Here is a 19,333-nt window from a genome sequence, read left to right as displayed (position 1 = left end):
CGAGTCGCGCTCTTGTGCGGGTCGCGAGTCGCGCTAGGCCGCAAAAGAGTGCAACTCGATGGCCCGGGTCACCTCGACTACCCGCGGGGCGGGGCCGTCGAACCGCGCACGATCAATTCGGGAAGGATCGGCTCGTGCCCGAGGCCCGACTGGCCGTTCAGCTCCGCGAGAAGCATGGCGACCGAACGCCGACCGATCTCGGCGAAATCCTGCCGCACGGTGGTCAGCGGCGGCCAGTAGTGGGCGGCATCCGGAACGTCATCGAAACCGACGACGCTGATGTCGCCCGGCACGTCGAGACCCGCGTCGCGGAAGGCGTGGATCAGGCCGAGGGCCATCGGGTCGTTCGCGGCGAACACCGCGGAGAAGTCCCGATATCGCGAGAGCTCCCGTCCGACGGTGTAGCCGAAATCGGCGGTCCAGTCACCGAGGATCGGGGCCCGCACGTCGAGATCCGCTTCGATCAGCTCGTCGAGGAAACCCGTCATGCGCGCCTCGGCCTCGATCCAGTCCTGGGGGCCACCGAGGTGCAGGATCTTGCGGTGACCCAGCTCGATGAGGTGTCGGGTGGCCAGCCGCGCCCCGGAGGTCTGGTCCACGGAGAGGCTGTGCTGGCCGTCGCGGCCCGTCGAGTCGAGCGTGACAAGCGGTAGTCGGATGTCCAGATCCCGAATCGCATTGAAGACGCGCATCTGGGGCGAGATGACGACCAGTCCCTCGATGGCCTGACTCAACAGGTACTCGAGTCGATCGTGGATGGCTTCCGAATCGGTCGCCGCAAGGCTGGTAGTCGTCACGAGATAGCCCGCATCCCGTGCGGCATCCTCGATCGCGGCGAGGCTCGTGGCCGGACCGTAATTGGCGACCTGGGAGGTGAGCACCCCGATGGTGCGCGACCGACTCGTGACCAGGGCGCGCGCGGCCTGGTTCGGACGGTAGCCGAGTTGCTCGATCACCTCGAGCACGCGATCCTTCGTGGAGCTGCGGATGTTCTCGGAGTTGTTGAGCGCCCGCGAAACCGTCTGGTAGGACACCCCGGCGATCCGCGCGACATCGCGGATGCTGGGGGCGCGAACCTTCACTGGTTCCATGGACAGGGGTATCCGGCTTCGTCGAGATCGGAGAGCGCGGCGACGAAATGCCGCTCGGCAGACCATTATGACCCACGTGGCGCTGCCTGGCGCGACTCAGGGGACTCGCGCGGACGCCCCCGCGGGTAGGGAATCGAATCCCTCGAGCTTCGGAGCCACCGCCGCATCACGGCCGCCCGACTCCGGCAACGGGTCGAGCTCGGCCAGGTGTTCGACCACGCGGATTCTCGCCAGGAGCAACAGCGAATGCGCGGACCATTCCCCTCCCGACCCGTCATCGTCGATGGTGAGAGTGTCGATTCCAGTGCCGAACGGGCGACTCCAGCGGGTGTGGAGATGCACGGTCTTTGCACCGAGATCTCGATCGCCGAAACTCTCCCCCGGGACACCGCCCATGGATGTATCCCTCAAAGGGAATATCTCGCCGCGACGGCCGAAGACAGTCTCGAGACCGAGTCCGGCACGATCCGTTCCGCCCTCGAATCGGCGGAACGGGCCGACGATAGAGCCGAGGTCCACACCCACGGAGGCGAGCGCCGCGGGAACGGTAACGTCTAGAGCGAGAGAGTCCAGTGAAGGCGCCGACCGCACCCTCTCGGCGAGCGCTGCAGCCCGGCTATTCCTGCGTCTCAGCTGGTGGTGGCGCGATCGAGAGCGCCCCGCACGTCGCCGAGGAGATCATCGACACCTTCGATTCCCACCGAGAGCCGCACCAGGTTCTCCGGCACGGCGAGCGCCGTTCCCCGCACCGAGGCGTGGGTCATCTCTGTCGGGTACCCGATCAGCGACTCGACTCCCCCGAGTGATTCGGCCAGCTGGAACAGCTCGGTCGACTCGGCGAAGCGACGCGCGACCGCGGGCCCACCGGCAAGCTGCACCGAGAGCATCCCGCCGAATCCGCGCATCTGACGGGCGGCGAGCTCGTGGCCGGGATGGCCGGAGAGGCCCGGGTAGTACACGCGCTCGACCGCCGGATGCCCGACGAGCGCTTCGGCGATCGCCTGCGCGTTGGCGGAGTGACGGTCCATGCGCACGGCGAGCGTCTTGATGCCGCGAACGGTGAGCCACGCATCCATCGGTCCGGAGACCGGACCGATGGCGAACTGCAGGAAGCCGAGCTTCTCGGCGAGCTCATCGTCGTTGAGCACAACGGCGCCGCCGAGCACATCCGAGTGGCCGCCGAGATATTTCGTGGTCGAGTGGGTGACGACATCGGCCCCGAAGGCGAGCGGGTTCTGCAGGTAGGGCGACGCGAAGGTATTGTCCACGACGACGATGACCCCCGCGGCGTGTCCGATCTCCACGAGAGCCGCGATGTCGCTGATCTTCATCATCGGGTTGCTCGGGGTCTCTACCCAGAGCACCCGGGTATTCGGGCGGATCGACGCACGAACGGCGTCGAGATCCGTCATCTCCACAGTGTCGAGTTCGATGCCCCAGGGCACGAAGACCCGATTGACCAGCCGGTGGGTTCCGCCATAGACGTCGTTGCCCATGATCACGTGATCGCCCGGCACGAGAATCGACCGCAGAAGGGTGTCCTCTCCGGCGAGGCCGGAGGAGAAACTGAAGCCGTGCTTCGCCCCCTCGAGGTCGGCGACGAGGTGCTGAAGGGAATCCCGTGTGGGGTTGGCGCTTCTGGCGTACTCGTAGCCGCCGCGCAGTTCGCCAATGCTCTTCTGCACGAAGGTGGAGGTCAGGTAGATCGGCGGGATGACCGAACCGGTGGCGGGATCGAAGGACTGGCCCGAATGGATGGCACGAGTGGAGAAGTCGGTCACGATGGTCTTTTCTGTGGCGGGGTCAGTCGGACAGGAAGGTGAGCAGGTCGTGCCGCGTGACGACAGCGACGGGCTTGCCGTCCTCGGTCACGAGCAGTGCATCCGCTTTGCCGAAGGCGGCGCGTGCGGAGGTCACCGATTCGTGCACACCGATCAAACCCAGGGGGGCTCCGATAAATTTCCCCACCGGGTCGGTCATGCTCGCGTCCCCGCTGAACACCTGCTCGAGCAGGCTCTTCTCTTCGATCGCCCCGACGACCTCGCCGATGACGACAGGCGGCTCCGCCGAGAGTACGGGCAACTGTGAGACGCCGTATTTCGTCATGATCTGGATGGCGTCGCGCACCGTATCCGAGGGGTGCACGTGCACGAGGGCCGGAAGAGAGCCGCTCTTGTGGCCGACGACATCGCCGACCGTCTTCTCATCGGAGACCTGCGTGAAGCCGTAGGACTGCATCCATTTCTCGCTGAAGACCTTGTTGAGATAGCCGCGGCCGCCGTCCGGAAGCAGGATCACCATCACCGCATCGGCCGGGAGCGTGCGAGCGGCCTTGAGGGCGGATGCCACGGCCATGCCGCTCGACCCTCCCACGAGCAGTCCCTCCTCGCGGGCGAGACGTCGCGTCATGTCGAAGGACTCGGCATCGGAGGAGGCGATGATCTCGTCTACGACCGAACCGTCGTAGGCCTCGGGCCAGAAGTCCTCACCGACGCCCTCGACGAGGTACGGGCGACCGGTGCCACCGGAGTAGACCGAACCCTCCGGGTCGGCTCCGATGATCGTGACCGCGCCGTTCGAGACCTCTTTGAGGTACTTGCCGACACCGCTGATCGTGCCGCCGGTGCCCACCCCGGCGACGAAGTGGGTGATCTCGCCCTCGGTATCGCGCCAGACCTCCGGGCCGGTGGTCTCGTAGTGGCTCAGCGGACCGTTGGGGTTCGAGTACTGGTTGGGCTTGAAGGCCCCGGGGATCTCGCGCGCCAGTCGATCCGAGACCGAGTAGTACGACTCCGGGCTGTCTGGCGCCACAGCGGTCGGGGTGACGACGATCTCGGCGCCATACGCCAACAGCACGTTGCGCTTCTCCTCGCCCACCTTGTCGGGCAGCACGAAGACGCAGCGATACCCCCGCTGCTGCGCCACGAGAGCGAGGCCGATGCCGGTGTTGCCCGAGGTCGGTTCGACGATCGTGCCGCCCGGCTTCAGCAGCCCCTCACGCTCTGCCGCGTCGATGATCCGGGTGGCGATGCGGTCCTTAGACGACCCGCCGGGGTTGAGATACTCCACCTTGACGAGCACGGTGGCGGCGATGCCCTCCGTCACCCGGTTGAGCTTCACGAGTGGGGTATTGCCGACGAGGTCGATCACGGTGTTGGCGAACTTCATAGTGCCGCCAATCTACCAGCGGGCCAGCCGGGGGTTTCCGCTAGACTCCCCGCCCGAGGCACCGCCTGGTCCGGGCAACCCAGTCCTCAGATCTGCGACACCTGCTGCGCATACAGGCGCGCGTAGACGCCACCCTGGGCGGTGAGCTCGGCATGGGTGCCGCGCTCCACGATCCTGCCGGCATCGACCACGAAGATCACGTCGGCTCCGACGATCGTCGAGAGCCGGTGCGCGATCGCGATCGTGGTGCGGCCAGCGGAGGCGGTGTCGAGCGCGTCCTGCACGATCCGCTCGGAGAGGGAGTCCAGCGCACTCGTGGCTTCGTCGAGGATGAGCACGCGCGGGTCCTTGAGCAGCACCCGCGCGATGGCGATGCGCTGCTTCTCGCCGCCGCTCAGCCGATAGCCACGCTCGCCGACGACCGTGTCGTAACCCAGTGGGAACGATGCGATGGTCTCGTGGATGTTCGCGGCCCGCGCCGCCTGCTGGAGCTCGGCATCCGTCGCTCCCGGCTTCGCGTAGCGAAGGTTCTCCGCGATCGTCGCGTGGAACAGGTAGGTCTCCTGGCTGACGATGCCGATGTTGGAGACGAGCGAGTCCTGCTCGAGCTGTCTCACATCGTCACCCGCAAAGAGAATGCGGCCGCCGGTGACGTCGTGGAAGCGGGGAATCAGGTAAGAGACCGTGGTCTTACCCGCCCCCGACGGCCCGACGAAGGCGGCGAACTGGCCAGGCTCGATCGAGAAGGAGACACCCTTGAGAGTGGGAGGCGTGCCGTCTCCGGAGTCGGGGTAGGCGAACACCACCTCGTCGAATTCGACGCGACCGAGACGGGACGGGTCGACCGGGTGGGCGTTCGGAGCATCCGCGATCGCCGGGTGCAGGTCGAGGTATTCGAAGATGCGCGCGAAGAGTGCCTGGGAGGTCTGCAGGTCGAGCGCCACGCGCATCAGTCCCAGCAGCGGCCACATCAGCCGGGCCTGCACCGTGGTGAACGCCACGATCGTGCCCGCGGTAACCGCCACATTCTGGAACAGCAGCCAAGCGGCACAGATGTAGATGACGGCCGGGATGATGGCGAGGAAGATCTGCACCATCGCGAAGAACCACTGGCCGCTCATCTGCTCTCGCACCTGCAGCCGGATCTGGTTGTCGTTCTCGTCGCTGTACCGGGCGACCTCCGCGCCCTGCTGGTTGAAACTCTTCGCCAGCAGGATGCCCGACACCGACAGGGTCTCCTGCGTGATCGCGGTCATGTCGCTGAGCGACTCCTGGGTCTTGGTGGCGATCTTCGCGCGCACCCGCCCCACCCGCCGCTGGGCGATCACCAGGATAGGCATGAGGATGACCGCCACGATGGTGAGCTGCCAGGACAGCACCAGCATGCTCACGAAGGCCGCCGCCACCGTCACCGTGTTGCCGAGAACGCTCGCCACGGTGTTCGTGAGCACGCTCGAAACTCCGCCGACGTCGTTCTGCAGGCGGGACTGGATGATTCCGGTCTTCGTTCGCGTGAAGAAGGCGAGCTCCATCTTCTGGAGGTGCCCGAACAGCCGCACTCGCAGCGCGCCCATCACGCGATTGCCGACGGTGGCCGTGAGGAAGGTCTGCCAGACACCGAGCCCAGCGGAGGACACGTAGATCACGATCATCAGCCCGACGATCTCGAGCAGAACCGGCACATTCGGGCGACCGGATGCCGGGAAGAGGCCGACATCGAAGGCCTGGCGGGTGAGCAGAGGGGGCAGCACCGAGAGCCCCGCACTGACGATGACCAGCACGGCCGTGACCGCGAGCGCTCGACGGTGCGGCTGGAACAGCTGCGCAATGCGGGCGAGCAGGTCGGGGATGCGCGGGGCATCCGCATTCTCGGCCTTCTGGGCATCCGGATCCGAGCCGCTGATGCGGGTTCGCTGCTTGCCCATCCGCCCCACCGGGGTGCTTCCGCCGTGCATTCCGCTCACTCGTTCACCTTACGCACCGACGGTGACACTCCCGTGCGGATTCGCCCCCAGCGCAATGGACCTGCCGGTCGAGCAGGAGCGCCAGCAATGTGTGGAAACCGTCACACGGATCTCGACACGCTCGCTGGCGCTCGCTACTCGATCAGCACACCTGTGCCGGATGAGCAGGAGCGCCAGCGATGTGTCGAAACCGTCACACGGATCTCGACACGCTCGCTGGCGCTCGCTACTCGATCAGCACGCCTGTGCCGGATGAGCAGGAGCGCCAGCGATGTGTCGAAACCGTCACACCGATCTCGACACGCTCGCTGGCGCTCGCTACTCGATCAGCACGGCGGACGGGGCCTCAGCCCTTGGTGCTGCCCGCGAGCAGGCCACGCACGAAGAACCGCTGCAGTGCGAAGAACACGATGAGCGGGACGAGGATGGAGATGAACGCACCTGAGGTGAGCAGCTGCCAGTCCTGACCACGCCCACCGGTGATCTCGGCGAGCAGCTTGGTCATCGGGGCGACCTCACCGTCGGCGAACACCAGGGCGACCAGCAGGTCGTTCCAGACCCAGAGGAACTGGAAGATCGCGATCGATGCGATGGCCGGCATGGTGAGCGGAAGCACGATGCGGAAGAAGATCTGCCCATGCCCCGCGCCATCCACTCGCGCCGCCTCGATCAGTTCTGACGGAAGCTCCGCGATGAAGTTGTGGAGCAGGAAGATCACGAGCGGGAGCCCGAAGATCGTGTGGGCAATCCAGACCTGGGTGTACGAGCCGCTCGCATTCAGCCCCGCGAAGAGCTGAACACCGCCGATGTTGAGCCCGCGGGAAAAGAGGCTCAGCAGGGGAACGAGGGCCATCTGCAGCGGGACGATCTGCAGGGCGAACACGCCGATGAACATCCAGTTCTTGCCCCGGAAGTTCATCCACGCGAAGCCGTAGGCCGCGAGGCTCGCCAGCGTGAGCGGGATGAGCGTCGCCGGCAGCGTGATGGCGATCGAGTTGATGAACGCCTGCCCGAGGTTCAGCTGACTGTTACCGGCCTTCAGAACCTGCGAATAGTTGTCGAAGGTGAACCCGGGATTCTGGAAGATCGTCCACCAGCCCGTGGTGTTGATCAGGGCGGCCGGACGGATCGAGGAGATGAAGAGTCCGAAGGTGGGGACCGTCCACAGAACCGCGATGATCAGGGACGCGATGGTCGCCCCCCGACTCGTCAGGCGCTTTTTGGTGCGCTTGGTGACGCTCCGCTCGGCAGTGCGTTCGCCGGCACCGAGCTGTCGCTGGGTCGCGGCGTCGATCGGCACATCGATGGGTGAGACGGCGCTCATCGGATCTCCCTCTGCTTCTGAATCTGCCGTGCGTTGTAGACGACGATCGGTAAGACCAGCACGAAAAGCACCAGAGCGAAGGCCGCCGAGCGTCCGTTCTCGAATCCCTTCCACTGCGTGTACATCTCGTTGGCGATGACGCTCGTGCTGTTGGCTCCGGCTGTCATGGTCCGCACGATGTCGAACACCTTCAGGGAAGCGATCGAGATCGTGGTGAGCACGACGATGAGAGATGAGCGGATGCCGGGCACGGTCACGTTGATGAACCGCTCCCAGGCATTGGTGCCGTCGAGCTCCGCGGCTTCCAACTGCTCCGTCGGCACGCCCTTGATGGCCGCTGAGAGCACGACCATCGCGAATCCGGTCTGGATCCACACCAGTACGACGATGAGAAAGAAGGTGTTCCACGGCGAGATGGACACGAAGTCGGTCGGTTGCCCACCGAAGAGCACCACGATCTGATTGAGCAGACCGATCTGGTTCTGCCCGGCCGGCCGCGCCGTGTAGACGAACTTCCAGATAATCGACGCACCGACGAATGAGATCGCCATCGGCATGAAGACCAGGATCTTGAAGAACTTCTCACCGCGCGACTTGTCGATGAACACGGCGTAGGCGAGACCGATCGCGGTCGAGAACGCCGGAACGATGAGCACCCAGATGATCGTATTCAGCACGACCCGGATGCCGGTGGGCTGGGTGAAGATCCAGACGAAGTTCTCGAAGCCGATGAACCGGTTACCGCGGTTGTTCTGGAATGCGGCGATCGCGGTGAGGATCGTCGGGTAGACGAGGCCGATCAGCAGCAGGATCAGCGCCGGAGCGAGGAATCCGACCAGCTGGAAGAGGTAGCCGACTCCCTGCTTCGCCCGGTAATCGAGGATGAAGAACACCCCGCCGAGAACCGCGGCAACCGCTGCGGCCCAGGGGACCGATCCAAGGAATATGAAGATCGCCAGCGGAGCGAGAACGCAGACCGCGAGACGGATGATCGTGTAGCGACGTCCTGATCGCGGGGCGATCTCGACGAAGAACAGGATGACAGCGACGACGGCGACGAACGCGCCGACGACGAGGGGGATCTGGGCTAACGCGGGAAGCGTGGAGATCCAGTTGAAGAAATCTGACATTGTGCCCTTTCGAGTACGGCGGTGGACTCATGAGCGTGCATATGTATTAGACACCGGAGCTAAGGGGCGCGGAAAGGCCGACAAAGAGTTTTTCTCTGCCGGCCTTTCGCGCTGGGTACTACCTAGATGACGAGAACTGCTACTTGGACGGCCATGACGCGTCGATGGTCTTCAAGACCTCGTCCGTCGACTTGCCGTTGATCCAGTCGACCATTCCGGTCCAGAACGATCCTGCACCGACCACACCGGGCATCAGGTCAGATGCGTCGAAGCGGAAGGTGGTCTTCGGGTCCTGGAGCGTCTTGATGGCTTCCTGCAAGATCGGGCTCGACGCGTTGGCCGGGTCGAGGCCCTTGTTGGCGCTGATCACACCGCCGAGCTTGACACGGCTGTTCGCCCAGTCAGCGCTCGACAGGTAGGCCTGCACCTTCTGGGTGTCCGCGTCGTTGGAGAACGCGGCAACCATTTCTCCACCACCGGTGACGGCGGGGCCGGCACTGGCATCGATCGGCGGGGTGATGAAGGCCCAAACCTGCTTGTCAGGTCCGACAGTCGCATTGCCGTTCTTGGGGTCCTGGATGAACCCGTCGAAGAAGGATGCCTGGTGCGTCATGGCGCACTGGCCGTTACCGACGACCCGAGCAACATCACCGAACGGCGTGGAGTTGATCGACTTGACGTCGCCAAGACCCGCGTTCACGTACTTCGGGTTGAGGAGGATCTCCCCGACCGAGTCGAAGGCCTTCTTGATGGCGGGATCGGTGAACGGGATCGTGTGATTGACCCACTTGTCGTAGGTGGCCGCGCCGGCCTGGCGAAGAACGAGGTCTTCCACCCAGTCGGTTCCGGGCCATCCCGTTGCCGCATCCGATCCGAAGCCCGCGCACCAGGGTGCGGTGCCGGTCTTCTCCTGGATGGTCTTGGTGAGGGTGAGGAGCTCATCCCACGTCTTGGGAACCTCGACGCCCCACTCCTTGAACTTCGCCGGGGAGTACCAGATGAAGCCCTTGACGCTCGCCATGAGTGGCGAGGCGTAGAGCGTGCCGTCGGACGACGCGTAGTTAGCCCAGTCCTTCGACCAGTTCTTCTTCACGTTGGCTGCTGCCGCAGCGGGCTCCGGCTGGATGTAGTTACGCGAAGCGAGGTCCTTGAGGAGGCCGGGCTGCGGGAAGATCGCGATGTCGGGAGCGTTGCCACCCTGTGCACGAACGCTGATCTGCGTTTCGAACTCCTTGGAGCCCTCGTACTTGATGGTGATCTTGTTCTTCTTCTCCCAGTCCGCCCAGGACTTCTGCAGGAGCTCTGCCTCGGTGTCGACGATCGTGCCGTAGATGGTCACGACTCCGTCGGCCTTGCCGGCGTCGCCGGGGCCTTTGCCGGCGGTGCTGGTGCCCCCGCCGGATGATGAGCAGCCCGCGAGAGCGAGGCCTGCGATCGTGAAGAACACGATCGGTGCGGTGATGCGGCGATGAAGTTTCTTGCTGTGTGCTGCGCTGCGGAGCAGGGTGGGACTCATGTGACTCCTCCTCGTTGAGGGTAGGGATTGGGCCATACGGGTGGATCCAGTCCGCTTCGAGATCGACGCGGGGACGCTCGCCATGGGGAACCGGTTCCATTGGACAAGGTACGGGCGATGGGAGCGTTATGCAAGCGCTTGTTCCGTGCTAGTACCTAACGTTTTAGTCACGCTCCTGTCGATGCCCGTCATTACGGGGATCGGGCGTGGGAGCGCACCCATGGAAATGTGGTGCGTTTCCCACAATGCCTCCCATGTGCATAGGATGAGCCATCGCTCGTCAATGCTGTCGAATTCGAGGTCCTCTTGAGCGCAATCGCTGATGTCGCTCGCCTCGCTGGCGTGTCGAAGTCCACGGCTTCGCGCGCGCTCAGCGGCAACGGCTATGTCTCGGAGGAGACCCGCACGCGTGTGGAACATGCCGCGGCCGAGATCGGCTTCGTGCCGTCATCCATCGCCTCCGGCCTCGCGACCGGACTCACCCGCACAGTCGGAGTCGTCATCCCCTTCGTCAATCGCTGGTTCTTCGCGGAGGTGCTCGAGGGCATCGAGAGCGCGCTGATCTCGGCGGGCTACGACCTCACGCTCTACCAGCTGCACGACGACCCCGTGCGGCGGCAGCGGGTGTTCGACTACTTCCTCGCGCGCAAACGAGTGGATGCGGTGATCGCGATCGGCATCTCGCTGAGCGCTCACGAGGTGCGATCGCTGAAGGGCCTCGGCAAACCCATCGTGGGGATCGGAGGCGAGATACCGGCGATCTCGACCTTGAGCATCGACGATGAGGCCGCGACCCAGTTTCTCACCGAGCACCTGGTGAGCCTCGGTCACACTCGCATCATGCATCTCGGCGGGGACCAGAACCACCAGATGGATTTCGCCGTCCATTCCCGCCGACTGGCCGGCGTTCGCCGGGCTCTCGCGGCCGCGGGACTCTCGCACCCCGACGACTTCCGCGCTGTGCCCTACTCGATTCCCGGGGGCTATTCCGGGGCGCTGGCGGTGCTCTCCAACCCCGCCACCCGACCGACGGCCATCGTCGCCGGCTGCGATGAGATCGCGATCGGGGTGATCCTCGCCGCGCGCGAGCTCGGGATCGCCGTGCCTGCACAGTTGTCGGTCGTGGGGATCGACGGGCACAACCTCGCCGAGCTGTTCGGACTCACGACCCTCGAGCAACACCCGAGCGCACAGGGGGAACATGCCGTGCAGCTGATCCTCGAACGACTGGGACCGGATGCCGGACTCGCGGTCGACGAGCGGATCGGGGTAGCCATCGACTTCGTTGTGCGCCGGAGCACGACGGCGCCGCCCCACTAGGCCCGAAGCGGTCGCATCCACCAACACGACACCGCTGATGGGCACCCTCTCATCGAGGGCACCCATCGCAGGCTGTCGGTGTGCACGGTGATCGTCCCCTATCGTGCAGAACCCGGTGCGGAATATTCTCCGCGAGGCTGTTGCGTCGAAATCATCGGTGGGCTGGCCAGAGGGTAAGGCTGTCCAGAACAACGCTTTCGTGGGGTACAAATTGAGTTCTGTGCGATGCGAAAGCCCCGGGATACGGCCTTCACGAGTCCTCATTATGGTGGACACGGTGAGAAACCGCAAGTACGCTCACTTATGCGGATCTTGGTTACCGCGGCACGAAGAACGGCCCCCGTGTCCGCCTCGAGGGCAGGCACGGGGGCCGTCGCTATGCTGCACCGGAGGGCGCCCCGCGGGGCGTCATCCGGGAATGACTACTTGAGGGTGACGGTTGCGCCGGCCTCTTCGAGCTGAGCCTTTGCCTTCTCGGCGGTCTCCTTGTTGACACCCTCGAGCACGACGCCGGGGGCGTTGTCAACGACGGCCTTGGCCTCGCCGAGGCCGAGGCTCGTGAGGGCACGGACCTCCTTGATGACCTGGATCTTCTTGTCACCGATCGACTCGAGGACGACGTCGAAGGAATCCTTCTCCTCGACCTCTTCGACGACGGCAGCAGCGCCACCGGCAGCAGCGGCCGCGACGGGGGCGGCAGCGGTGACCTCGAAGACCTCTTCGAACTTCTTGACGAACTCGCTGAGCTCAATGAGCGTGAGCTCCTTGAATGCTTCGATGAGGTCGTCGCCTGAAAGCTTTGCCATGATTTTTCTCCTTGTTGTTTCGTGTTTAAGCCGCGCTGTCTAACCCGGTGAGGGAATTAGGAGGCGGAATCCTGCTTCTCGCGCAGCGCGTCGACCGTGCGAACGGCCTTGGCGAGCGGTGCGTTGAACATGTAGGCAGCGCCGAACAGCGAAGCCTTGAAGGCGCCGGCGAGTTTGCCCAGCAGCACCTCTCGGGTCTCGAGATCGGCGAGCTTGATGACCTCTGCCGGCGTGAGAGGGTTACCGTCGAAGTAACCGCCCTTGATCACGAGCAGGGGGTTTGCCTTGGCGAAGTCGCGAAGACCCTTCGCAACGGTGACCGGGTCGCCGTGTACGAATGCGATTGCGGACGGACCCACGAGGTCCTCGTCGAACGACGAGATCCCCGCATTGTTGGCCGCAATCTTGGTCAGCGTGTTCTTCACCACGGCGTACGTGGCGTGCTCACTGAGGGTGGTGCGCAGCGTCTTCAGCTGAGCAACAGTGAGCCCGCGGTACTCGGTGAGCAGTACGGCGGTCGAGTCGCGGAACTTGTCCGTGAGCTCGGCAACCGAAGCTTCCTTGTTCGCCATGTGGCTCCTAGGTGGATTGGTGGTGCATTATGTCTTCGACCTGGACCGCGGCGGGTTAAACAAAAAGGACTCCGGCGCAAGCGCACGGAGCAAACCCGAAAGGGACTTCTCAATACACCTGCGCAGGTTTTCGTCGCATCCATTCAGGATGTTTCGAACCTTCGATCGGGGCTGCTCATCATTTCTGAATAACGGCACACCGATAACCGGCGGTCTTTGGCTTCCCTCAGGGTACGGGATGCGCCGGGGCCGTGCAAATCGTGCTGTGCTCGCGGGCGTGCTGGGCGCGCCTACCCGTCATTTTCGGCTGGCCCCTCGCCCCTTTTCGGCTGGCCCCTCGCCCCGCGGGCCCACCCGTCACTTTCGGCTGGCCCAGCACCCCGAGAGAGCGATTTCTGACGGACGGACACGTCTCGAAGAGCGTCTCGGCCAGGCGCCGCTCGGCCTCGCCGGGCACCATCGCCGGCATGGTACCCCGTCGGGCCCTCCCGTCACATTCGGCGGGCCTAGCAGCACGCGCACCCACCCGTCACTTTCGGCTGGCCCAGCGCCCCGAGCGAGCGATTTCTGACGGATGGAGACGTCTCGAAGAGCATTTCGGCCAGAAGGCCGCTCGGGTTCGCGACCCGGCGCGAAGGGTCTCTACGACGTGGGGGCCTCCCCGTGAAGGTGAGAGCATGGGGCGCAGTTCGACTACGAAGTCTCCCGAGGAGACGGCGGACGCTTCGTGGTGGCGGGCCTCGATGCTGCAGGGCTCGCGGCGCGAGACCTCACCGTCTCAGTTGTCTCGGACGTCGACTTTGTTGCCGCTGGCTTCGCGGATGCAGGTTTAGCGGCATTGGGCTTCCGGGTGCTGCGCTTCGCGGATGCAGGTTCAGCGGTAGTGGACCCCGGAGTCACGCGCTCCGCGTCGGCAGTTTGTTCGGCCGAAGGCGTCTCGACTTGGGGACTCGCGGCCGCACGCCGAGGAGCAGCGGGCTTGTCGGGGGAAGCCTTCGCGGCGCGGGTCCCGCTGATCGCCGGCCTCACCCGCGCAGGCTTCGCGCCACCTGGCGCCTCGGTTGTGGGCTTCACGACCACAGGCTTCACAACCGCAGGCTTCACCGCGGCAGGCTTCACAACCGCAGGCTTCACCGCGGCAGGCTTCACAACCGCAGGCTTCACCGCGGCAGGCTTCACAACCGCAGGCTTCACCGCGGCGGGCTTCACAACCGCGGGCTTCACAACCGCAGGCTTCACCACCGCAGGCTTCATGGCGGCAGGCTTCTCCACCGAAGGCTCCACCACCACAGCCTTCACCGCAGCAGCCTTCACCGAAGCAGGCTTCGCAACGGCAGGCTTCCCAACCGCAGACTTCCCAACCGAAGGCTTCGCCGGCACGGATTTCACCACTGCAGGCTCCGCCGCAGGCTCCTCGCCCGCAACCGAGGTCTCGCTCGCACCGTCCCGCGTGGGCACGACCCGGGCGGATGCCGCCGCCACGTCACTCACGACACCGGGCGGGATCGCACCCCGCGACTCGCCACGCGGTGGAAGCGTGGCCGCCGCACGACGGCGACGGTCCGGAAGCAGCACGAACACGGCGAGCAAGACCACGACGATGCCGAGGACGAGAACCGCGATCAGTAAGCCGCTGTTGGGGGATGCCACGACGGGCGCAGGCGCGGCGAGGGTGAACTTCTGCTGGTAGGCATCCGGGGTCGTCGGCGCGGCGACGCCGGACGAGCCGCTCACGAGGGGTGTGAGTGTTGTGCCGTCGGTGGCGAACCAGGCGGCGTGCGAGTCGTCCCGTATGAGCAGGGTGCCGGTCGGGGCCGTCGCGAGGGCAGTCGCCAGAGCGGGCCCGGAGGAGAAGTCGGCGAGTTCGGGCTGGTCGCTCGCGGGATTGATCCAGACTGTCGCGACGCCGGCTATCGTGCCATCCGTCGCCGAGATCGGGGCGACCCAGGTGTTGGTGATCTGCGTCGGATCTTCGGTCTTCGCGCCGGAGAGGTAGGCGGTGGTCCAAGACAGCACGCGGTGGATGGCTCCCACCTTCGCCGTTCCGTCGAGCACTACCTCGGCACCGGCCTTCGCGCCGAACAGGTCGACGAGCCGGGGCACGAGGCTGACCGCGAAATACTGGCTGACGTTCTCGGGCACCCGCGGCTCGTCGAGGGCGCTCGCGGGGCCGGCCGAGGCGAAGACCGCCGCCGCCGCCAGAACGGCGACGGCGACGGCCTTTCTCAGCGCGAGGGTCGCACTACGCATGGTCCCGCCAGGAATGCTCCGGCTCGAAGCCGAGCACCCTGCGGGCTTTCTCGATGGACAGCAGCGTTTCGTGTTCGCCGAGTTCGCGGGTGATCGTGGTGGAGGGGAAGACCTCGGCGGCGAGGCTCGCGCTCGAGCGGGACATCACGGTGTCAGCCGCGGCGATGATGTAGGCCTCGAAGCCCGGCCGGGCGAGCGCGAGAGCACGCTCGACGGCTTGGGCGCCATCCCGCGCATCGATGTAGCCCCAGAGATTCCACTTGCGGATGCCGGCATCCGCATCGAAGGACGGGAACGGCACGTAATCGGCGACGTCCATCACGTTGGAGAACCGCAGCGCGGCGATGCTCAGTTCGGGATCCCAGCGCACCAGTTTCTGGGCCAGCTGCTCCTCCAGGTGCTTGGTGACCGAGTAGATGCTCTCGGGTCGGGTGTCGTACTCCTCGTCGAGGGGGATGTACGGCGGCGGTGTCTCGAAGGGGATGCCGAGCACCGTCTCGCTCGAGGCGTAGACGATCGTCTTGATTCCGGCTCGCCGTGCGCCCTGGAACACGTTGAACGTCGCCGACATGTTGTTGTGGAAGGTCTGCGAGTCGGGCAGGATCCCGCCGGCCGGCGCCGCGGCGAGATGCACGACCGCATCGAGGCCATCGTGACGGTCGTTGATGCCGAACAGCGCATCCACGGTCTGGCCGTAGTCGGTGAAGTCGACCCTGGTGAATCCGGGGCCGCGTTCTCCGACCACATCGAGGGCATGGACGGCATTTCCGGAGGCACGGAGACGCTCGACGACGGCGCGTCCGAGCTTCCCACTGGCACCTGTGACTGCAATTCGCACGAAAGTTCCTAACAACTGGGGGTGCCTCCAGTCTGACATCCCTCTGCCCCCTGCTCAGGCAGTGGCACGCTCCGCACCAGCCGGAACACCGTGCGGATGCGAGTCGACCGGCGCCGTGATGGGGAGGATGACCCGGAAGCTGGTGCTACCCGGCTCGCTCTGCACCTCAACGGCGCCCCCGTGTCCCTCGACGACGGCGGCGACTATCGCCAGACCGAGCCCCGTGCTGCCCGCGGCACGGGACCGGGAGCTGTCAGCGCGCGCGAAGCGCTCGAAGAGCACAGGCAGCAGGTCCGGTGGGATGCCCGGGCCGTCATCGGTCACCGTCACCACCGCGGTGGTGCCATCGATCGCGACCGCGGTGACCACATCGGTGCCCGCAGGGGTGTGAACCCGGGCATTCGCGAGGATGTTGACAAACACCTGGTGAAGGCGGGCGACGTCGCCGTCGATCATCACGGGCTCCTCCGGCAGCTCGAGCGACCATCCGTGTTCCGGGCCCGCGGCATGGGCGTCGCTCACGGCATCGATCAGCAGCCGGGAGAGGTCGAGCGGATCGCTCTTGAGGTCACGGCCCTCGTCGAGGCGCGCGAGCAAGAGCAGGTCTTCGACCAAAGAGGTCATTCGAGTCGCCTCGGACTCGACCCGCCCGAGCGAATGCACGACGTCGTCGGGAAGGTCGTAGTCGCCCCTTCGCGTGAGTTCGGCGTAGCCGCGGATCGCCGCGAGCGGAGTGCGCAGCTCGTGGCTGGCATCCGCAACGAATTGGCGCACCTTGTTCTCGCTGGCCTGGCGGGAGGTGAGGGCGGATGCGACGTGCCCGAGCATGCGGTTGATCGCGGCGCCGACCTGCCCGACTTCGGTTCGCGGATCCGAGTCTTCGTCGGGCACCCGCACTCCGAGAGCGACCTCTCCGCGGTCGAGGGGAAGCTCGGCGACGCGGGTGGCCGTGGAGACGACGCGTTCGAGCGGCCTGAGCGCGACCCGCACGATCCAGAGCGCGAGGAAGGCGGCGAGCGCGAGCCCCGCCGCGGTGACGATGGCGATGATGAGGCCGAGCTGCAGCAGGGTCGTCTGAAGTTCGCCCAGGGGAAGCGCCGTGACGACGCGCACCCCGTTTGCATAATCCACGGCGATCGCCCGATACGAACCGAGACCGTTTCCCAGATTCACCGTTGTCGCGAATCCGGTCGAAGGGACGCTCGCGAGGGGCTTGCTCTGGGCCGCGCTGAGGTTCACCGGCGTGCCGCTCTGGTCCTTCCGCACCCCGCCGACGGTGGAGCCCGCGACGATGCCGATGACGGTCTCCGGCGCCTGGCGATCGAAAGTCCGCTTCAACTGCTCGTTGGTGAATGGGTCGGAGGACGCATCCCCCGGCTGACTGCCGGGTGGACCGAAGCCTGTCTGGGATCGGCCGTTGGCCGCACTGAGCTGGTCATCCAGACGGTTCATGAGGAAGCCCTGCAGGGCGAGCACACTGATCGAGCCGATCACGATCGCGACGATGGCCAGGAGTCCGACGACGGCGAGGACGAGACGCCGGCGCAACGACCACCGGGGTCTGGCCAGCCGAATCGACGGAATCGTCATCCGGCGGCCTTGATCATGTAGCCGACCCCTCGAACGGTATGGATCATCGGGGCCTCCCCCGCGTCGATCTTCTTTCGCAGGTAGGAGATGTAGATCTCGACGATCGACGATCGGCCGCCGAAGTCGTAACTCCAGACCCGGTCGAGGATCTGCGCCTTGCTCATCACGCGGCGCGGGTTGCGCATGAGGAAGCGCAGCAGCTCGAATTCGGTCGCGGTCAGCTCGATGAGGCGTCCCTGTCGGCGCACCTCGTAGCTCTCCTCGTCGAGCACGAGGTCGCCGACACGCAGCAGGGGATCCGAGGAGTCAGCCACCACAACGGAGGAGCGGCGGATGAGCCCGCGCAGCCGGGCGACGAGCTCCTCGAGGCTGAAGGGCTTGGTCACATAGTCGTCACCACCGGCGGTGAGGCCGGCGATGCGGTCGTCGAGAGCATCCTTCGCGGTGAGGAAGAGGATGGGCGTGTCCTGGCCGTCGTCGCGCAGTCGCTTGAGCACGGCCAGGCCGTCGATGTCGGGGAGCATCACATCCAGCACGACGACGTCGGGCTGGAATTCGCGGATCAGCTGGATGGCGGTTCTGCCCTCGGCAGCAGTCTTCACGTCCCATCCCTCGTAGCGCAGCGCCATGCTGAGCAAGTCGCTGAGGGTCGCTTCGTCGTCGACGACAACCACGCGCACGGGCGAACCGTCCGCGCGGCGGAGTTTCGGACCGGTTGTGGGGGCTGCGGAACTGTGGTTGTTGGAGGTCACCCTCCCTACTATCGCGACATTCCTATGAACTGCCTATGTTTCACCCAAACCTTGCCTGTGCCGTGGCCGTGCCGTGCCGGCCGGTTCGGAGACCCGACTCGGAATGCTCTAACCAGATCCGTACACAAAGATCATCTCGCGGCAATATTTCCGTGATTTCCTAGGGAAATGGTTTCAGGTGAGCTGCCGCAGTTGCGGAAGGGCGCAGGGGCGCCGCTGGTGGTGGTGCCCGGGCTTTCCGGTCGTGCGGGCACTCCGGCGGCTCTCCGCACCTGGATGAAGCACGAGGAGATCGCGGACTTCATCGGCGACCGCACCGTCGTCAGCATCGATAGGCGGTACAACCTCGAGGCCGGAACCTCGATTGCAGACATCGCGAGGGAGTACGCCCACACCATCGGCTCCCAGTTCGACGAACCCGTCGACATCATGGGCATCTCCACCGGGGGCACTATCGCGCTGCAGTTGGCTGCCGATCATCCCGAGCTTCTGCGACGACTCGTGCTGGTGTCATCCGCCCACCGCTTGAGCGACCGGGGACGGGCGACGCAGCGATCCGTCGCCGAGCTCCTGCGGGCCGGCCACGACCGGCGCGCAGCGGCGATGTTCCTCGGCAACACGGGGGCCTCTCAGCTGGGCAATGCGTTGCGCTCGGTAGCAGGGCTTCTCGCCCCGCGTTCCGTCGTCGGTCGGGGTGATCTCGACCTGCTAATCACCTTGGATGCCGAGGACGGCTTCGACCTGGATGCCCGCCTCGAGACCATCGCGGCGCGCACGCTCATCGCCGGCGGCCAACGCGATCGTTTCTACTCCGCGGAACTCTTCGAGCACGCGTCCCGGCGAATACCGAACGCACGCCTCGCCCTGTACCCGGGCGCCGGTCACCTCAGCACCTCTCGCAACCCGCGCCTTGCTCGGGAGATCTTGCGATTCCTCGACGCGGCATAGCCGACCCGGATCCTGCCGACCCGGCAGGAATTGCGCCCGCAGACCACTCCCGGCGGCTTCGGCG

The 19,333-nt window shown here is 65.5% G+C and carries 16 protein-coding genes; 2 read left to right on the top strand and 14 right to left on the bottom strand.

Annotated elements, in window-relative coordinates:
* Positions 1 to 77 precede the first annotated feature (77 nt).
* The 8 genes from ABIB54_RS02100 to ABIB54_RS02065 form a co-directional block, all read right to left on the bottom strand.
* A complete protein-coding gene (locus tag ABIB54_RS02100; RefSeq protein WP_354573856.1) occupies positions 78 to 1,091 on the bottom strand; it encodes a LacI family DNA-binding transcriptional regulator in 1,014 nt (337 codons plus the stop codon).
* A gap of 96 nt (positions 1,092 to 1,187) precedes the next feature.
* Positions 1,188 to 1,610 carry a cyclase family protein gene (locus ABIB54_RS02095; RefSeq protein ID WP_354573855.1) on the bottom strand — a complete coding sequence of 141 codons (423 nt, stop codon included), beginning with the start codon at positions 1,608 to 1,610 and terminating at the stop codon, positions 1,188 to 1,190.
* 110 nt (positions 1,611 to 1,720) lie between these two features.
* The gene (locus tag ABIB54_RS02090) at positions 1,721 to 2,875 is read right to left on the bottom strand and encodes a cystathionine gamma-synthase (protein WP_354574241.1); all 1,155 of its coding nucleotides are present in this window, start codon (positions 2,873 to 2,875) and stop codon (positions 1,721 to 1,723) included.
* Positions 2,876 to 2,894: 19 nt separating this feature from the next.
* Positions 2,895 to 4,259: a cystathionine beta-synthase gene (locus ABIB54_RS02085; protein WP_354573854.1), complete on the bottom strand. Its 1,365-nt coding sequence runs from the start codon at positions 4,257 to 4,259 to the stop codon at positions 2,895 to 2,897.
* An 86-nt stretch (positions 4,260 to 4,345) separates the two neighbouring features.
* A complete protein-coding gene (locus tag ABIB54_RS02080) occupies positions 4,346 to 6,214 on the bottom strand; it encodes an ABC transporter ATP-binding protein (protein WP_354574240.1) in 1,869 nt (622 codons plus the stop codon).
* 355 nt (positions 6,215 to 6,569) lie between these two features.
* Positions 6,570 to 7,547, bottom strand: a complete 978-nt coding sequence (locus ABIB54_RS02075) for a carbohydrate ABC transporter permease (protein WP_354573853.1) — start codon at positions 7,545 to 7,547, stop codon at positions 6,570 to 6,572.
* The gene (locus ABIB54_RS02070; RefSeq protein WP_354573852.1) at positions 7,544 to 8,677 is read right to left on the bottom strand and encodes a carbohydrate ABC transporter permease; all 1,134 of its coding nucleotides are present in this window, start codon (positions 8,675 to 8,677) and stop codon (positions 7,544 to 7,546) included. The genes ABIB54_RS02075 and ABIB54_RS02070 overlap by 4 nt, the downstream gene beginning before the upstream one ends.
* Before the next feature lie 139 nt (positions 8,678 to 8,816).
* On the bottom strand, positions 8,817 to 10,193 hold the full coding sequence (locus tag ABIB54_RS02065) for an ABC transporter substrate-binding protein (protein WP_354573851.1): 1,377 nt from the start codon (positions 10,191 to 10,193) through the stop codon (positions 8,817 to 8,819).
* Positions 10,194 to 10,499: 306 nt separating this feature from the next.
* Here ABIB54_RS02065 and ABIB54_RS02060 point away from each other — a divergent pair, with 306 nt between their 5' ends.
* Positions 10,500 to 11,513, top strand: coding sequence for a LacI family DNA-binding transcriptional regulator (locus ABIB54_RS02060; RefSeq protein WP_354573850.1), 1,014 nt, complete (start codon positions 10,500 to 10,502; stop codon positions 11,511 to 11,513).
* 422 nt (positions 11,514 to 11,935) lie between these two features.
* On the opposite strand, the gene rplL is transcribed toward ABIB54_RS02060, so the two are convergent.
* From rplL to ABIB54_RS02030, 6 genes are all read right to left on the bottom strand, one after another.
* Complete coding sequence (gene rplL / locus ABIB54_RS02055; RefSeq protein WP_185202325.1) at positions 11,936 to 12,319, bottom strand: 50S ribosomal protein L7/L12; 384 nt, start codon at positions 12,317 to 12,319, stop codon at positions 11,936 to 11,938.
* A gap of 56 nt (positions 12,320 to 12,375) precedes the next feature.
* A complete protein-coding gene (gene rplJ / locus ABIB54_RS02050) occupies positions 12,376 to 12,891 on the bottom strand; it encodes a 50S ribosomal protein L10 (protein WP_185202324.1) in 516 nt (171 codons plus the stop codon).
* A gap of 693 nt (positions 12,892 to 13,584) precedes the next feature.
* The gene (locus tag ABIB54_RS02045; protein WP_354573849.1) at positions 13,585 to 15,141 is read right to left on the bottom strand and encodes a hypothetical protein; all 1,557 of its coding nucleotides are present in this window, start codon (positions 15,139 to 15,141) and stop codon (positions 13,585 to 13,587) included.
* A complete protein-coding gene (locus tag ABIB54_RS02040; protein WP_354573848.1) occupies positions 15,134 to 15,979 on the bottom strand; it encodes an NAD-dependent epimerase/dehydratase family protein in 846 nt (281 codons plus the stop codon). Before ABIB54_RS02040 ends, ABIB54_RS02045 begins: the two co-directional genes overlap by 8 nt.
* Before the next feature lie 54 nt (positions 15,980 to 16,033).
* Complete coding sequence (locus tag ABIB54_RS02035) at positions 16,034 to 17,569, bottom strand: sensor histidine kinase (RefSeq protein WP_354573847.1); 1,536 nt, start codon at positions 17,567 to 17,569, stop codon at positions 16,034 to 16,036.
* Complete coding sequence (locus tag ABIB54_RS02030; protein WP_354573846.1) at positions 17,566 to 18,321, bottom strand: response regulator transcription factor; 756 nt, start codon at positions 18,319 to 18,321, stop codon at positions 17,566 to 17,568. Before ABIB54_RS02030 ends, ABIB54_RS02035 begins: the two co-directional genes overlap by 4 nt.
* 168 nt (positions 18,322 to 18,489) lie before the next feature.
* Here ABIB54_RS02030 and ABIB54_RS02025 point away from each other — a divergent pair, with 168 nt between their 5' ends.
* Positions 18,490 to 19,269: an alpha/beta fold hydrolase gene (locus ABIB54_RS02025; RefSeq protein ID WP_354573845.1), complete on the top strand. Its 780-nt coding sequence runs from the start codon at positions 18,490 to 18,492 to the stop codon at positions 19,267 to 19,269.
* Positions 19,270 to 19,333 lie beyond the last annotated feature (64 nt).

The organism is Frigoribacterium sp. UYMn621, assembly GCF_040549525.1.
Lineage (GTDB): Bacteria > Actinomycetota > Actinomycetes > Actinomycetales > Microbacteriaceae > Lacisediminihabitans.
This window is presented reverse-complemented; position numbering and strand designations above follow the sequence as displayed.

Excerpts from the sequence above, each read along its gene's own strand:
- ABIB54_RS02100 (WP_354573856.1), bottom strand. The coding sequence starts at position 1,091 with ATGGAACCAGTGAAGGTTCGCGCCCCCAGCATCCGCGATGTCGCGCGG.
- ABIB54_RS02085 (WP_354573854.1), bottom strand. The coding sequence starts at position 4,259 with ATGAAGTTCGCCAACACCGTGATCGACCTCGTCGGCAATACCCCACTC.
- ABIB54_RS02080 (WP_354574240.1), bottom strand. The coding sequence starts at position 6,214 with ATGCACGGCGGAAGCACCCCGGTGGGGCGGATGGGCAAGCAGCGAACC.
- ABIB54_RS02075 (WP_354573853.1), bottom strand. The coding sequence starts at position 7,547 with ATGAGCGCCGTCTCACCCATCGATGTGCCGATCGACGCCGCGACCCAG.
- ABIB54_RS02070 (WP_354573852.1), bottom strand. The coding sequence starts at position 8,677 with ATGTCAGATTTCTTCAACTGGATCTCCACGCTTCCCGCGTTAGCCCAG.
- ABIB54_RS02065 (WP_354573851.1), bottom strand. The coding sequence starts at position 10,193 with ATGAGTCCCACCCTGCTCCGCAGCGCAGCACACAGCAAGAAACTTCAT.
- rplL (WP_185202325.1), bottom strand. The coding sequence starts at position 12,319 with ATGGCAAAGCTTTCAGGCGACGACCTCATCGAAGCATTCAAGGAGCTC.
- rplJ (WP_185202324.1), bottom strand. The coding sequence starts at position 12,891 with ATGGCGAACAAGGAAGCTTCGGTTGCCGAGCTCACGGACAAGTTCCGC.
- ABIB54_RS02045 (WP_354573849.1), bottom strand. The coding sequence starts at position 15,141 with ATGCGTAGTGCGACCCTCGCGCTGAGAAAGGCCGTCGCCGTCGCCGTT.
- ABIB54_RS02035 (WP_354573847.1), bottom strand. The coding sequence starts at position 17,569 with ATGACGATTCCGTCGATTCGGCTGGCCAGACCCCGGTGGTCGTTGCGC.
- ABIB54_RS02025 (WP_354573845.1), top strand. The coding sequence starts at position 18,490 with ATGGTTTCAGGTGAGCTGCCGCAGTTGCGGAAGGGCGCAGGGGCGCCG.